The sequence below is a fragment of the Streptomyces tricolor genome (assembly GCF_002155905.1).
In the GTDB taxonomy this organism is placed as follows: Bacteria; Actinomycetota; Actinomycetes; order Streptomycetales; family Streptomycetaceae; genus Streptomyces; species Streptomyces tricolor.
This window is the reverse complement of the sequence record NZ_MUMF01000177.1, coordinates 1-14,655: the sequence shown is the minus strand read 5'-3', so window position 1 is coordinate 14,655 and position 14,655 is coordinate 1. Positions and strand designations below refer to the sequence as shown.

At 72.8% G+C, this 14,655-nt stretch carries 15 protein-coding genes; 4 read left to right on the top strand and 11 right to left on the bottom strand.

The window, feature by feature from the left end; translation table 11 throughout:
• Positions 1-908, top strand: a 908-nt coding sequence (locus CCN44_RS13940; protein WP_086697819.1) for an FAD-dependent oxidoreductase, incomplete at its 5' end; no start/stop codon positions are given.
• A gap of 174 nt (positions 909-1,082) precedes the next feature.
• Positions 1,083-1,880: an SDR family NAD(P)-dependent oxidoreductase gene (locus tag CCN44_RS13935; protein ID WP_059247956.1), complete on the top strand. Its 798-nt coding sequence runs from the start codon at positions 1,083-1,085 to the stop codon at positions 1,878-1,880.
• An 82-nt stretch (positions 1,881-1,962) separates the two neighbouring features.
• Here CCN44_RS13935 and CCN44_RS13930 read toward each other — a convergent pair whose 3' ends face one another.
• From CCN44_RS13930 to CCN44_RS13920, 3 genes are all read right to left on the bottom strand, one after another.
• Positions 1,963-2,556, bottom strand: a complete 594-nt coding sequence (locus CCN44_RS13930; RefSeq protein ID WP_158103100.1) for a DUF1579 family protein — start codon at positions 2,554-2,556, stop codon at positions 1,963-1,965.
• Between the two features lie 106 nt (positions 2,557-2,662).
• Positions 2,663-3,637 carry an acyltransferase domain-containing protein gene (locus tag CCN44_RS13925; protein ID WP_086697818.1) on the bottom strand — a complete coding sequence of 325 codons (975 nt, stop codon included), beginning with the start codon at positions 3,635-3,637 and terminating at the stop codon, positions 2,663-2,665.
• A gap of 66 nt (positions 3,638-3,703) precedes the next feature.
• Entirely contained in the window at positions 3,704-4,225 is a 522-nt protein-coding gene (locus CCN44_RS13920) for a flavin reductase family protein (protein ID WP_086697817.1), read from the bottom strand.
• A 290-nt stretch (positions 4,226-4,515) separates the two neighbouring features.
• On the opposite strand from CCN44_RS13920, the gene CCN44_RS13915 reads away from it, so the two are divergent.
• The gene (locus CCN44_RS13915; protein WP_063808544.1) at positions 4,516-5,364 is read left to right on the top strand and encodes an AfsR/SARP family transcriptional regulator; all 849 of its coding nucleotides are present in this window, start codon (positions 4,516-4,518) and stop codon (positions 5,362-5,364) included.
• Here the strand turns inward: CCN44_RS13915 and CCN44_RS13910 are convergent.
• The 8 genes from CCN44_RS13910 to CCN44_RS13875 all read right to left on the bottom strand — a co-directional run bounded on the left by CCN44_RS13910 (position 5,334) and on the right by CCN44_RS13875 (position 12,842).
• Positions 5,334-6,245 carry an MBL fold metallo-hydrolase gene (locus tag CCN44_RS13910; protein WP_059247960.1) on the bottom strand — a complete coding sequence of 304 codons (912 nt, stop codon included), beginning with the start codon at positions 6,243-6,245 and terminating at the stop codon, positions 5,334-5,336. The genes CCN44_RS13915 and CCN44_RS13910 overlap by 31 nt on opposite strands.
• Positions 6,246-6,270: 25 nt before the next feature.
• On the bottom strand, positions 6,271-7,005 hold the full coding sequence (locus CCN44_RS13905; protein WP_059247961.1) for an SDR family NAD(P)-dependent oxidoreductase: 735 nt from the start codon (positions 7,003-7,005) through the stop codon (positions 6,271-6,273).
• A 47-nt stretch (positions 7,006-7,052) separates the two neighbouring features.
• On the bottom strand, positions 7,053-8,036 hold the full coding sequence (locus CCN44_RS13900) for a 3-oxoacyl-ACP synthase III family protein (RefSeq protein ID WP_086697816.1): 984 nt from the start codon (positions 8,034-8,036) through the stop codon (positions 7,053-7,055).
• Between the two features lie 85 nt (positions 8,037-8,121).
• Positions 8,122-9,144, bottom strand: coding sequence for a ketoacyl-ACP synthase III family protein (locus CCN44_RS13895; RefSeq protein ID WP_208639769.1), 1,023 nt, complete (start codon positions 9,142-9,144; stop codon positions 8,122-8,124).
• Positions 9,141-9,410 carry an acyl carrier protein gene (locus tag CCN44_RS13890; protein ID WP_059247963.1) on the bottom strand — a complete coding sequence of 90 codons (270 nt, stop codon included), beginning with the start codon at positions 9,408-9,410 and terminating at the stop codon, positions 9,141-9,143. The genes CCN44_RS13895 and CCN44_RS13890 overlap by 4 nt, the downstream gene beginning before the upstream one ends.
• A 40-nt stretch (positions 9,411-9,450) precedes the next feature.
• Entirely contained in the window at positions 9,451-10,665 is a 1,215-nt protein-coding gene (locus CCN44_RS13885; RefSeq protein WP_086697815.1) for a ketosynthase chain-length factor, read from the bottom strand.
• Complete coding sequence (locus CCN44_RS13880) at positions 10,662-11,930, bottom strand: beta-ketoacyl-[acyl-carrier-protein] synthase family protein (protein ID WP_086697814.1); 1,269 nt, start codon at positions 11,928-11,930, stop codon at positions 10,662-10,664. The genes CCN44_RS13885 and CCN44_RS13880 overlap by 4 nt, the downstream gene beginning before the upstream one ends.
• 48 nt (positions 11,931-11,978) lie before the next feature.
• Positions 11,979-12,842 carry an NAD(P)H-binding protein gene (locus CCN44_RS13875; protein WP_086697813.1) on the bottom strand — a complete coding sequence of 288 codons (864 nt, stop codon included), beginning with the start codon at positions 12,840-12,842 and terminating at the stop codon, positions 11,979-11,981.
• Between the two features lie 241 nt (positions 12,843-13,083).
• On the opposite strand from CCN44_RS13875, the gene CCN44_RS13870 reads away from it, so the two are divergent.
• Positions 13,084-14,127 (top strand): LLM class flavin-dependent oxidoreductase, encoded by a 1,044-nt coding sequence (locus CCN44_RS13870; protein ID WP_086697812.1) that lies wholly within the window; start codon positions 13,084-13,086, stop codon positions 14,125-14,127.
• The last annotated feature ends 528 nt before the right edge of the window (positions 14,128-14,655 follow it).

Below are 14,655 nucleotides of genomic sequence, written 5' to 3'. Positions count from 1 at the left end.
CGGTCCCGGCAGGGGGCGACGCGGGACCGGCCGGGAGCGGCTCCCCCGGCGGCAGCCCGGAGATCGACCGCGGCCGGCTGCGCGGCCTTCTCCTGGACTCCCTCGCCCCCGGCACCGTCCACTGGGACCACAAGCTCACCGCCGTGGCACCCCTCGGCGACGGCACCCACCGCCTGCACTTCGCCGACGGCACGACAGCCGACGCGGACCTCGTCGTGGGGGCCGACGGCGCCTGGTCCGCGGTGCGGCGCGCGCTGTCCGGTGCGACACCCCGCTACACCGGGGTCACCTTCGTCGAGACCGGTCTGAACGACGCCGACCGCCGCCACCCCCGCCTCGCCGGGCTCACCGGCCACGGCACCATGATGGCCCTGGCCGACAACCTGGGCCTCATCGCCCAGCGCACCGGCGGCGGACACATCCGCGTCCACGTCGGCATGCGCACCGCCGAGGACTGGCACCGGCGGGCCGGCCTGGACCCGGCCGACCGCGCCGCCGTACGCGACGCCCTCCTGGACCGGTTCGCCGGCTGGAGCCCCGATCTGCTCGGCTTCGTCACCGAGACCGACACCGGCTACGTCAACCGCCCCCTGTACGCGCTGCCGGTCCCGCACGCCTGGCCGCACACGCCGGGCCTCACCCTCCTCGGTGACGCCGCCCACCTCATGTCCCCCTTCTCCGGGATGGGCGCCAACCTCGCCATGCTCGACGGCGCCGACCTCGCCCGCGCCCTCGTCGAGCACCCCGACGTCGACCAGGCCGTCATGGCGTACGAGAAGGTCCTCCTGCCGCGCTCCGCCACGGCCGCCGAGGGAGCCGCCGAGGGCATCGCGAGCGCCTTCGCCCCGGACGGCGCCGCGCAGGTGCTCGCCCACATGACCGGGCGGCACGGACACCACGAGCGGTGAGGGACGACAGCGCCATCGACGGGGCCACGACCACGGTCCGCCCTGCGGTCCGACCGATGCGCCCACGTCCCGCGGACCGGCCCGGGCCCGCTGGACACCGGCTCCAGAAGGCCGCCAGCAGCCCGGCATACACCTGAGGGTGCAGAGACCTCTCACCCAAGGAGTGGATGACATATGGCCACAGCGTCCGACGGACAGGCACGGCGGGCCGCCCTCGTCACCGGCGGGACCAGCGGGATCGGTCTCGCCGTGGTGGAACTCCTCGCGGAGCAGGGCTACTCCGTCTTCCTGTGCGGTCGCGACGGCGGCGCCGTCACCGCGGTCACCGACAAGCTGCGGGGCCGCGGCCTCGACGTCGACGGCATCGCGGCCGACGTGACCTCGAAGGAGGACGTCCGCCGCCTGGTGCGTGCCGCGCGGGACCGCTTCGGACCGCTCTACCTGCTGGTCAACAACGCCGGGCGCGGAGGCGGCGGGAAGACCGCCGAGATCCCGGACGAGCTGTGGGAGGACGTCATCGAGACCAATCTCAACAGCGTCTTCCGCATCACCCGGGAGGCCCTGACCGCCGGCGGGATGCTGGAGCAGGGCCTCGGCCGCATCATCAACATCGCCTCCACGGGCGGCAAGCAGGGTGTCGTCCTCGCCGCTCCCTATTCCGCCTCCAAGCACGGCGTGGTCGGTTTCACCAAGGCGCTCGGCCTGGAACTGGCCAAGTCCGGGATCACCGTGAACGCCGTCTGCCCCGGGTTCGTGGAGACGCCGATGGCCGTGCACGTCCGCGAGGGATACGCGGAGCAGTGGGGCATCGGTGCCGACGAGGTGCTGGAGCGCTTCAACACCCGTATCCCGCTGGGCCGTTACACGACCCCGCAGGAGGTGGCCGGGCTGGTCGGCTATCTGGCCGGGGACGTCGCGGCGTCCATCACCGCGCAGGCGCTCAACGTGTGCGGCGGGCTCGGGAACTACTGAGTCCGCCGCGCGCGGCACAAACGAAAGGCGCTGCGGCCGGCCACCGGGCCGGCCGCAGCGCCGTGTCGGGATGTCCGCCGGTTCAGCGGCGGTAGCACTCCACGGAACCCGCCGGGACGATCTTGCCCTCGGCGTCCTTGGCGGAGATCACGTCACGGAAGTGGTCGTCACTGATCTTCGTGAACTCGTCGATGAACGTGAACTTCTTTCCCGCGATGGTGTATTGGCCGGTGAACCGGGCATGCCCGTCCGTCGCGGCACCCGGTTCGGTGTGCTCCACGCCGTAGGTGCCCCGGTCGTCGTTGTAGAGGGCGGTGAAGGTCTTGTCGGTGGCGTTCCAGCCGCCGATCATCCAGCGGGACAGCGCCTTGTTCGGCATCTGCTCGTTGGGCAGCCGCAGCGCGTCCCACTGGTACCAGGCGCCGCCCAGCACCGGCTTGATGGTGCCGACCACCACGCTGGTCTCCGAGGGGGAGCCCGGCGCCGTGACCGTGGTCGGGCACCTCCAGGAGCCCAGCAGGAAGTCGAGCCGGTGCATCTCGGCCGGGGCGGTACCGGTCTTGTGGGCCCTGCTCGTCGGGCGGCCGTCCTCGCCGGCGGCGCTGACGGACCAGACCGTGCTCAGGCCGAGGGCGGCGGCCACGGCGACGATACCGGCACGGGTTCTTGCTCTCATGATCAACCTCCGGAGTGGGAACATGTCTCTCCTCGCCGCGGGCGCCGGGGCCGGCACGGCGAGGCCGTACGGGGATGTGGTCGGGTGGATGCGGGGCGGCGGGGGTTCAGCCGCCGACCGCGCTCGCCTCCGCCGCCGCCAGGGCGTCCCGGGCGGCCAGCAGCGTCGCGACCTCCTCGCCCGGCCGGGCCGGTGCGAGCGGTACGACCCTGCTGCGCCCGGCGCGCACGGCAGGGTGGCGGCGGGCCAGCCGGGTCAGCACCTGACCGGGCCCGGTCTCCACCAGCACGTGGTCGCCCGAGGCGAGCAGCGTCTCCAGCGCCGGCCAGAACAGCACCGGCCGGGCCGGCTGCGGGGCCCAGTAGTCCGGGTCCATGGCTTCGGCGTCGCTCAGGGGCGCACCGGTGTAGCAGGAGACGACGGGCACGGCCGGCGGGCGGCGGGTGATCCGCGCGAAGGCCTCTCGGGCGGCCGGTACCGAGCCGTCCAGGGCCGGGCTGTGGAAGGGCGTCTGCGAGGGTACGGCCGCGACGGTGACGCCGTCGGCGCGCAGGGACCGGGCCACCTCGTCCAGCGTGTGCCGCAGGCCGGCGACGATGGTCTGCTTCGGCGCGTTCACCCCGCCCACGACGACCTGGCCGCGCAGATGCGGCCGTACCGCGTCGGCGGACGCGGCGACGGCCAGCATGCCGCCCGCGGGCGCGTCGACGAGGCGTTCGCAGCGCCACCAGACCAGCCGTGCCGCCTCCGTGAAGTCGAGGATGCCGGCGAGTACGGCCGCCGCGACCTCGCCCATGCTGTGCCCGAGCAGGGCGGCCGGGGCGAGCCCCCAGGAGCGCAGCAGGCGCGCGTAGGCGTGGTCGACGGCGAACAGCAGGGGCTGCGAGCGCAGTACGTGGTCCATGGGCAGGTCCGGGTCGGCGGACAGCCAGTCCGCGCGCAGGCGCCGGCCGCTGTCGCCGAGTGCGGTGAAGAACTCGTCCATCGCGGCGGCGAACACCTCGTCGTGCGCGTACAGACGGGTCGCCATGCCGGGGCTCTGCGAACCCTGGCCCGGCAGGAGAAAGGCGATTGATCGCATGCCCCGAGGCTGGCAGCCGGTGATGGACCCGGTCAGGAGCAGCCCTGGAGCGGGGGTGGTCCCCGCTCAAGCGCCGTGCCCCAGGGCGTGGAAGGCGCGGCGGTGGTAGAGCAGCGGCCGGTCCCCGGCCGGTTCCTCCTCCCCCGCCGTACGGGCGTCGTGGACCTCGGCGAACAGCACCAGATGGTCGCCCACCGGGAGCCGCCGTACCGTCCGGCACTCCAGCGTGGCGACGGCGTCGGGCAGCAGGGGTGTGCCCGACCGGCCGGGTTCGGTGGCGAGCCCGGCGAACTTGTCCGGGCTCTTGCGGGCGAACCGGCCCGCCATGTCGCGTTGGCCGGCGCCGAGGATATGGACGGCGAGCCACTCGGCGGCGGCGAATGCCGGGGCGCAGTCCGCGGCCCGGTCCAGGCACACCAGCACGGTCGGCGGGTCCAGTGACACCACGGTGAAGGAGCTGGCCGTGAAACCGTGCGGACGCCCGGTCGGTCCGGCCGTCGTGACCACCGTCACGCCGCTCGCCCAGTGGCTCATCACCTCCTTGAAGTCCTTTATCAGCCGCGTCTGCCTATCGACCGGAGTGGACATGCCCGGCCTCCCTCAAGACCACATTCCGATGATTCTTTACGACGAAATCCGCAGGCCCGTCACGATCATTAGGCGCCGTTGCGGCCCAGCGCAGCTCCATACGGACTCCAGACCCGGTTGACAGCGTAGGAGGGACGGATGAGGCCTACAGGCAACTATCGTTCCGTCAAGTCACGGTTTTACGGGACCGGAGATTCCGTTTCCTCGATAATCCGTCCAGGAAGGATGAACAGCAAAGCAGTCAACGGGGACTGCCTCGCCCGCAATTCGAACCAGAGGATGACTCTTTCGTGGATATCTTCGCGTTAGGCCCATTCACCGTCCTGAACAATGGCGAGAATGCCGTTCCGAAGGCAGCGAAGCCCCGCACCCTTCTGGCCCTTCTCGGATCATCCAACGGAAATGTCGTATCGAGTTCCGTCATCATCTCGGAACTCTGGGACGACCGTCCGCCGCGGACCGCTTCGACCACCGTGCACACCTACGTCATGCAGTTGCGCCGGCTCATCGGCGCCGCGACGTCGGCGACCGGGGAGCGGGTCGACCCCAAGGACGTCCTGCGCCGGGACGGCGGCGGCTATCTCCTGGACGCCGGACCCGGACGGTTCGACGTCGCCGAGTACGACCGGCTCGCCGCCGAGGGCCACAAGGCCGCGCAGGCCAACGACTGTCTCGCCGCGCACGCGCGGATCACGGCCGCCCTGAACATGTGGCGGGGGCCCGCCTTCGCCGACGTACAGACCGGGCCGCGGCTGTCCGCCGAGGTCACGCGCCTGGAGGAGTCCCGCAAGATGCTCCTGGAACGGCGCATCGAGATCGACCTGCGGCTCGGCTGGCACCATCAGGTGCTGGGCGAACTCGCCGGGCTGACCACCGAGCACCCCTCGCACGAGGGGTTGCAGGCGCTGTACATCATCGCGCTCTACCGCTGCGGGCAGCGCACCCGGGCCCTGGCCCAGTGCGACCAGCTGCGGGCGCGGATGGCGGACGAGTTCGGGCTGGACCCGCTGCCCGCCATGGCCGCGCTGCGCCAGGCGATCCTGGTGAACGACCCGGCGCTGGAGGACGACACGGTGTGGCCGCTGTTCGTCCGCCGCGGGAGGGAGCTTCAGGCGAAGCACGTCGGGGTGCTTCCATGAAACTCGATCATCTGCCCGAAGGCCGCCATGACGTCGAGGGTCTCGCCGAGTGCGCCGCCGGCGGCCTCCGCGTAGGCGCGCACCAGGTTGCCGACGATGCGTTCGCCGTCGATCAGGTCGGCGAACTCGCCGAAGTCGGCGGTGCGCGCCACGGCGAGCGGGGTCAGCCCCGCCGCCCGGCCGGCGGCGGTCAGGCGCTGGATCCACCGCAGGTACCGGGCGTTCGCGTCCAGTAGCTCCAGCCCTCCGACCGGGCCGTGGCCGGGCACGATCACCTCCGGACCGAGCGCGCGCAACCGCTCGATCGCGGCGAGGGAGCCCTGCACGGACCCCATGAGGGTGAAGGGCGCGGCGCCGTTCATCACCACGTCCCCGGCGAAGAGCACGCGCGGGCCCGGCAGCCACGCCACGATGTCGTTCGTCGTGTGCGCCGGGCCGACGTGGATCAGCTGGATCTCGTGCCCGCCCTGGTGCAGGGTGATCTGCTCCGGGAAGGTGAGGTCGGGCAGCCTGAGGCGGACGTCGCCCCAGTCGACGTCCGGCCACAGCTTGGTCAGGGCCAGGCCGCCGGCGTCCAGTTCGGTGCGCGCCAGGTCGTGGGCGACGATCGACGTCTCCGGCCCGAAGACGCAGTTGCCGAAGCAGTGGTCGCCGTGGTGGTGCGTGTTGACCACGGTCGTCACCGGCCGCGGGGACAGCCTGGCGACCGTGTCGCGCAGCAGGGCGGCCCGCCGCATGGTGGCGGCGGTGTCGACGACCACGGTGGAGTCGGAGCCGACGATGATGCCGGAGTTGTTCAGGCACCAGCCGCCGTCCAGCTGGACATGGGCGAACACACCGTCGCCCAGCTCCTCGAGCCGCTCCTCGGTCTTGCCTGTCACGATCGTCCCTTCCGGTCTGTTCTGGCTAGGCGAGGCCACCGTTGACCTCCAGCACATGCCCGTTGACGTACGTACTCTCCGGCCCGGCGAGGTAGACGGCGGCGTCCGCGATCTCCTCGGCCCGGCCCATGCGGCCCAGGGACAGCCGGGACTTGTGCGCGTCCCAGACGGCCGGGTCGGCGGAGAACCGCTTGCCCATGCCCTCGTCCACGTAGCCGGGCGACAGGCAGTTGACGTTGATGCCCTTGGGGCCCAGCTCGGCCGCGGCGGTGCGGGTGAACATCTCCACCGCCGCCTTCGTGGCGCTGTAGGCGGACGCGCCCAGCGCGACCCGTCCGGCCAGGCTGGACGACACGGTGACGATCCGTCCCGCGCCCCGCTCCGTCATGTGTCGCGCCGCCTCCCGGACGCACAGGAAGGTGCCGGTGAGGTTGGTGGCCACGGTCTCCTGCCACTCGGCCAGCCCCAGCCGTACGATCTTGCCGTCCCGGCTGGTGCCGGCGTTGCTGACGAGCACGTCGAGTGCGCCGAAGTGCTCCGCCGCCGCGTTCATCAGGTCCTGTACGGACCGTTCGTCGGCGACGTCCGTGGGACGGTAGAGCACACGGCCGGGTGCCTCCGCCTCCAGCTTGCCGATGTCGTGGGGGTGGCGGGCCGCGCAGACCACCCGGGCCCCCTCGGTGAGGAAGGCCGTGGCGATGGCCAGGCCGAGGCCCTTGGTGCCGCCGGTGATCACGGCCACACGGCCTGCGAGACGCATGTCGTCCTTCTCCCTGTCGCCCTCGTGTCCTTCGTGTCCGGTCCCGGCTAGTACCAGCGCAGGACCGTGGCCGCGGCCGTCATGCCGCCGCCCACCGCCGCGAACAGCAGGTGCTCGCCGCGCCGCAGGGGCCGCTCGTCCGCCGTCGCCCGCAGGGTGAGCGGGATGGAGCCGGCGGCGGTGTTGCCGAGGCGGGGCGCGGTGAGCGGGACGCGCGCGGGGTCGATGCCCAGGTCGGCCGCGAAGGACTCCAGCAGCCGGGTGTTGGCCTGGTGGAAGACGAAGCGGTCGATGTCGTCGACGGACAGCCCGGTGTCGTCGAGGACCTGCTCGACCAGCTTGCGCATGGTGGTCACCGCGTAGTCCTTCACCGCCCGGCCGTCCATCCGCAGCAGGTGGTCGCCGGCCGCGCGGGCGGCCTCGTCCAGCGGTGTGCGGGTGCCGCCGGCCTCCACGCCGACGTAGTGGTGCAGCTCCCCGTTGGACACCAGCCGCGAGCCGAGCAGGCCGTAGCCGTCCGGGACCCGGCCGAGCAGCACCGCGCCCGCGCCGTCGCCGAACAGCGAGACGGTGCGCCGGTCGCCGCGGTCCATGATGGTGGAGAACTTGTCCGCCCCGACCAGGAGCAGCTGGTCCTGCTGGGCGCCGCGGCCCAGCAGCCCGTCGGCGAGGGTGAGGCCGTAGAGGAAACCGCTGCAGACGGCGTTGATGTCGAAGGCGAGGACGTCGCGCAGGCCCAGCTTCTGCTGGAGGACGGCCGCGGTGGCGGGCTGGGGCACGTCCGGGGTGCAGGTGGCGACGATGATGCCGCCGATGCGTTCGGGGGCGTCGGGGGCCTCGGCGAAGATCTGGCGCACGGCGTGGGCCGCGAGGTCGGAGGTGGTGGTGCCGGGGTCGGCGTAGCGCCGCTCGTGGATGCCCGTGCGTTCGGCGATCCAGTCGGGGGTGGTGCCGCTCCACTCGGCTATCCGCTCGTTGCTGACGACTTCGGCGGGTGTGTGTCCGCCGACCCGGAGGATTCCCACGGGCATGGGGTGTGTTCCCTTCTCGGTGGTGTGCCGGAAAGCTCGGTGGTGTGCCGGAGGCTGGTGCGGGCGGCCGGGCGGCGGCCGCCGTTCAGGGCCGTCCGACGATGAAGCTGCTGAAGGTGAACCCGCCGCCGCTGTTGAGGATCAGCGCGAACTCGCCCGGCGCGAGCCGCTCCTCGCGGGCCAGCTGGGTGAGCGAGGCGTTGAGGTCGCCGGCGCCCAGGTGGCCGGTGGGGGTGCCGAGGTCCAGCAGTTCGGCGGGCGTGACCTGCACCAGGGGCGGGATGTACGCCTCCTCCATCGCCTTCTTGCCGAGCCGGGGCAGGACCGCCCAGCGCAGCCGCGGGTCGTCGGGTTCCAGGCCGGCGTGCGCGAGGCTCTCCGCCACGGCCCGGCGGACGCCCTGGTGTGCCGCCTTGTAGAACCGGTCGATGCCGTGGCGCCGGATGAACGCCCGCTTGGTGCGCCGGACGTCGATCACCGGGCTGTGCTCCAGGGGCGCGGTGTTGAAGGCGTCGTTGCCCCGGTGCATCTCCTCCAGTTCGGGCACCGACACCGTGCCGGTGGCGTGCAGCAGGAGGTCCGCCGGGTACTCGCCGCGGTGGACGACGACCGCGGTGGCCGCGTCGCCCACGGCCATGCCGAAGTCGCCGAGCCAGCGGTCCCACACCGGCGGCTGGAAGCGGTCGGCGGTGGTGACCAGGCCCGGCCCGCACTCCGGGTCCGCGAGCAGCGCGGTCGCGGCGAGTTCGATGCCGGTGGCACCCCCGTTGCACTGCTGGAGCAGGCCCACGGGCTGGGCGCCGGTGCCGAGTTCGCGGGCGATGTAGTGCGGCGCCGACCAGATGTCGTGGCCCTGGTAGTGGATGCTGGCGTGGAACAGCGTGCCCAGGGCGTCCGCCGGGCAGCCGATGCGTTCGAGGAGGGGCCGGGCGGCACGCACCGCCATGTCCGGCGGTGCCGTGTCCGCCGACAGCAGCAGCCCCTCGTAGCCGAGTTCGCGGGCGGTCTTGGCGTCGACCCGGCCCTCCCGGACCGCGTCCGCGGTGAGGTCGCGGTCCGGTGGGTACCAGGTGTGCCCGGCGAGGCCGAGCGGTGCGGGCAGCTTCACGAGACTTCGGCCAGCATGCCGTTCACGAACAGGACGAGGGCCTCCGGCGTGGACAGCTTGGACAGCTCCTCCTCGTCGATCGCGACGCCGAAGCGCTGCTCGATGGTGGCCGACAGCTCCATCAGCGCGAGCGAGTCGTAGCCCAGCTCGTCGAAGGTCAGGGTGGCGATGTCGGTGTCGGCGTCGAACGACTCGTCCTGGCCGGCGACCTCGATGAGGATGGCGCGCAGGCTGTCGACGGTGAGTTCGGGAGCGGACGCGGACATGGTGTCTCCTGTCTCTGGTGTGGGACGGGTGTGCGAGGGTTCAGGCCGCGGCCGTGACCACCACGGCGGAGTTGAAGCCGCCCCGGCCACGGGCCAGGACGAGGGCCCGGCGCACCGGGACGTGGCGCGGCTCGCCGACGACGAGGTCGATGCCGTACTCCGGGTCCGGCTCGACGGCGGCGGGGACCGGCGGGATCACGTCGTCGCGGATGGACAGCAGCGCGGTGGCGACGTCCAGCGGGGCGCCGCCCGCGTAGAGCCGGCCGACCAGTGCCTTGGGCACGCTGACCGGTACGGCACGGGGGCCGAACACCGCGCTGATCGCCTCCGCCTCGGCCCGGTCGAGGTCGGGGCTGCCGGCGCCGTCCGCGAAGACGACGTCGATGTCGGCCGGGGCCAGCCCGGCGTCGGCGAGGGCGTTCTCGGCGGCCCGGCGCAGACCGGGCGGCCGGCCGGTGCCGGGGGCCGGGTCGAAGGTGGCCGCGTAGCCGGCGATCTCGCCGTAGCGGCGCGGCGCCCGCCGGGCGTCGGCCTCGTCCCTGTCCTCCAGCACCATGACGGCGCCGCCCTCGCCGGGGACGTAGCCGGCGGCGTCGGTACCGAAGGGGAGGAAGGCCCGGTCGGCTGCGGCGGGCCGGGCGACCCGGCCGCTGGAGATGTGCGAGATCCAGCCCCACGGGTCCAGTGCCGACTCGACGCCGCCGGTCAGCACCATCCGGGTGCCGCGGCGCACGCTGCGCCGCGAGTAGCCGATCGCGTCGAGTCCGCCGGCCTGCTCGGCGACCAGCGCGGCGCTCGGTCCGCGCAGCCCGTGCCGGATGGAGATCTGGCCGCTGTTGCAGGCGTAGAACCAGGCGAAGGACAGATAGGCGCTGACCGACTTCGGGCCCTCGCCCCAGAGCTTCTTCAACTCCCGGTGGCTGAGCGCGAATCCGCCCGCCGCGTTGGACAGCGTGACGCCGCTGCCGTAGCCCGCGACGGCCTCCGGGTCCAGTTCGGCGTCGCGGAAGGCGGACTCGGCGGCGTACAGCGCGAGCCGGGTCATCCGGTCGGTCTGCGGGAGCAGCCGGCTGGGGATGTGCCGCTTGTCGTCGAAGTCCGTGATCCGGCCGCCGAACCGGGCCGAGTAGCGGGTGTCCCCGAACTCGACCTCGCGGATGCCGCTGCGCCCCTTGAGCGTGGCGGCCCAGAAGTCCTCGGTGGTCAGGCCATTGGGGGCGACCACCCCGATCCCCGTCACGACGGCGCGCTTCATGCCGCCGCCTTCCGCGGGCCGTGCAGCACGACGGCGCTCTGGAAGCCGCCGAACCCGCTGCCCACGCTGAGCACGGTGTCGAGCCGTGCCTCACGCGCCGTCAGCGGCACGTAGTCCAGGTCGCATTCGGGATCCGGTTCGTGGAGGTTGGCCGTCGGCGGTACGACGTCGTTGACCAGGGCGAGGGCGCAGGCGGCGATCTCGATGGCGCCGATGGCGCCGAGCGAGTGCCCGATCATCGACTTGATGCCGCTGACGGGCGTGCGGTACGCGTGCTCGCCCAGGCTGCGCTTGAAGGCGGCGGTCTCGTGGCGGTCGTTCTGGGTGGTGCCCGAGCCGTGGGCGTTGATGTAGTCGACGTCGGTGGGGTTGGCCCGGGCCTCGTCCAGGGCGTGCCGGACGGCCTCGGCCATCTCGATGCCGTCGGTCTTGAGGCCGGTCATGTGGTACGCGTTGCAGCGGGTGGCGTAGCCGGCGACCTCGCCGTAGACCCGGGCGCCGCGGCGGCGGGCGTGCTCGTACTCCTCCAGGACCAGCATGGCGGCGCCCTCGGCGAGGACGAATCCGTTGCGGGTCCGGTCGAACGGGCGGCACGCCCGCTCGGGTTCGTCGATGCGCGGGGTCGTGGCCTTGATCGCGTCGAAGCAGGCCACCACCATCGGTGAGATCGAGGCGTCCGTGCCGCCCGCCACGACGATGTCGGCGCTGCCCTCGGTGATCAGGTCGCGGGCGTGCCCGATGGCGTCCATGCCGGAGGTGCAGCCGTCGGAGACCATCATCGCGGGCCCCTCGGCGCCGACCGCCCAGGCGACCTCCTTGACGATGGCGCTCGGCACCATGAAGTCGAACATGTGCGGCGACAGGTAGGCCTCGTCCACCTCCCAGTGGCGCCCGCCGTCGGACAGGATGCGGTACTCGTGCTCCAGGCTGGTCGGCGAGCCGATGGCGCTGCCGACGCTGACGGCGACCTTCGCCGGGTCCAGGTCGGCTGTGTCCAGCCCGCTGTCCGCGAGCGCCTCGCGGGCGCACACCACGCCGAACTGCGCGGCCCGGTCCATGCGCCGGATCTCCCGGGGCGTCAGGTTCTCCAGCTGCGGGTCGAAGTCGCACTCACCGACCACCTGGGACCGGTACGGCGAGGGGTCGAAGCGGGTGATGACACGGGTGGCGGACCGGCCGTTGCTGATCAGGTCCCAGAACTCCTTGGTGCTGCCACCACCGGGTGTGCGCACCGCCATTCCGGTGATGACCGTACGTCGATTCATCCGTGTTCCTGTTTCCTTTCGGGGCGGCCTGCCGCGAGGGGAGGACCCTCAGGCGGCGGTGCTGTCGGCGGTGAAGTCGGACACGTGCAGCCGGGCCCACTGCGCGAAGGTGTGGGCGGGCTTTCCGGTGATGAGGTGGGTCGGCGGGGCCACGGGCATGGGCTCGCGGGTGAATCCCTCGTGCATGGTGAGCAGTCCCTCGGCGACCGGCTCGGGCACGCCGAGCCCGGCCATCTCGGCGACCGCCCGGTCCCGGGTGATCTCCTCGAAGCGCAGCGGCCGGCCGAGGGCGGCGCCGATCAGCTCGACCATGCGGCGCTGGGTGAGCGCCTCGGGTCCGGTGAGCGGATACCGCTGTCCCACGTGGCGCGCGGACGGATCGGTCAGCGCGGTCGCCGCGACCGCCGCGACGTCCCGCTCGTCGATGGGGGCGAGCGCGGCGTCGCCGTAGGCGGCGCGGACCACGCCGTGGTCACGGATCTGCCCGCCCCAGAAGCGGATGGTGTTCACGGCGAACATGTCGGGGCGCAGGAAGGTCCAGTCGAGACCGGACTCCTCCACGGCCTCCTCCAGCGCGCGGTGCAGCTGGGCGATCGGGTTGGCGGGGGCGCGTTCGACGGCCGCGGACGACAGCAGGACCACCCGGCGCACGCCCTGCTTCTTCGCCAGCGCCAGGAGCTGGGGGGTCGCGTCGCGGACCGCCGAGTAGTTGAGGAAGAGGGCGGTCGCTCCGTCCAGCGCCTCCTCCATCGTCTCGGGGACGGCCGGGTTCGCCTGCACGAGCCGCGCGCCGGGCGCGGGCGGGGCGCCGGTGGCCGTGCGGGTCACCGCGCGGACCGGGTGGCCGGCCACGGCCACCTCCGTGACCACATGCCGACCGACGTTCCCGGTCGCCCCGGTCACCACAATCATGCTGTCTCCTCCTGGCAGGAACGGCCGCCGTCGTCCTCGTGGGCGACCGCTTCCGATCACTTTTCGTTGCCTGCATTCGACAAGTATTCGGGTGCTTCTGGAGCGGTTGCGGAAGAGTTCTGGAGCGGCTCGGACAATGCGAGAGCCCGGCGGGATCCAGGCTCTCTCCATAGGAATTACAGAGCGCGCGCGGAGGCTGAGGACGACCTGAGTGCCTGTTCGTTCCGAAAGGTATTTCCGCATGCGCCTAGCCGCCCATCTCGTCCATGAAAACGCCGGGGAACTGGCGCGGTGCGCGGAGCGCGCCGGATTCGATCTCGTGATTTGCGGAGAGGGATACCGCAGCGACGCGGCCAGTGTGCTCGGCATGGTCGCCGGGCAGACCCGGACCATCGGCCTCGCCTCGGGCGTGATGCAGATCCCGGCCCGCTCGCCCGGACTCGCCGCGCTCACCGCCGTGACGCTGGACGCGCTGAGCGGCGGCCGGTTCCGGCTGGGTCTCGGGGTGTCCAATCCCGATGTGTCCGACGGCTGGTACGGCGTGCCGTTCGACAAGCCGCTGTCCCGGACCCGGGAGTACGTGGACATCGTCCGGGCCGCGCTGAGCGGGCGTCCGGTGCGGTACGACGGTGAGCACTACCGGTTGCCGGCGGGCGGCCGGGACGCGGCGCCGCTGCACCTCACGGATGCCGGCAGCACCCGGATCCCCCTCTATCTGGCCGCGTTGAGCAGCCGGAACCTCCGGCTGGCCGGCGAGGTCGCCGACGGCTGGATCGGGGCGTTCGTCTCGCCGGAGTCGCTGGTCGAAGCGGTGCGGGACCTGCGGGACGGGCGCGAGCGCGCGGACCGGGACATGACCGGGTTCGAGGTGGCGCCGAGCGTGCCGACCCTGTTCGTCGACGACGTGGCCGAGGGCGTGCAGCGGCTGCGCGGGCACTACGCGCACTTTCTCGCCATGGGCGATCCGGAACGCAATGTGTACACGGCGCTGGCCCGCCGGCTCGGGTTCGGCGCGGCCATGACCGAGTTCCACCGGCGGGCCGCCGACGGCGACCTGGCCAAGGCCGCGGAGGCCGTGCCCGACGAGCTGATCGACCGGGTCTCGCTGATCGGGCCGGTGGAGCGGGTGGCCGAGCGGATGCGGGAGTTCGCCGCGGCCGGGGCGACGACCCTGACCGTCATGCTCTCGCCCGCCCGCACCGACCACAGCGGCCGCCTGGACCTGATCCGCAAGGCCGCCAGGGCCCTCACCCTCGCCACCGCACCGGCTCCGGCGGACGCGTGACGCACACCGCGCCCTAGCGGTACCGCTCCGCAGCCGGCTCAAGTCCGCCGCGCCGACGGCGGCCGCCGCGCACGCCGCGACGGCCGCCGACGACCCTCCGGCCGGCGAAGCAGCACGGGGGATGCCCGGCCACCGCAACGGTGCCGGCATCCCCCGTGGTGCTGGGCATCTACCGGGGTGTTGGGGATCCTCCGGGGTGCCGGGCAGCCGCTGTGTCGGCGGGCATCCGCCGGGGAGCCGGGCATCCTCCGTGTCGGCGGGCAGCCCCGTAGCGTTGGGCGTTCTCCTTGCTGCCGGGGCCTTTGTCATGCCGGGCCTCCACCGTGACGACGGGCAGCCCCCTGGTAGCGGGGCCCGCCCGTGCCGGACCCCTGCGCCGCCGGACATGCACCACGGCGGCGGGGATCCTTGTGGCGCCGGTGACCCCGGTGATGCCGGGCACTCCTGGTGGTCCCGGGCATCCGCCCGAGTGCGGGCGGCCCCGCGGTGTGGGCCATCGGCCATGCTCGCGGGCACCCCCCGATGGGC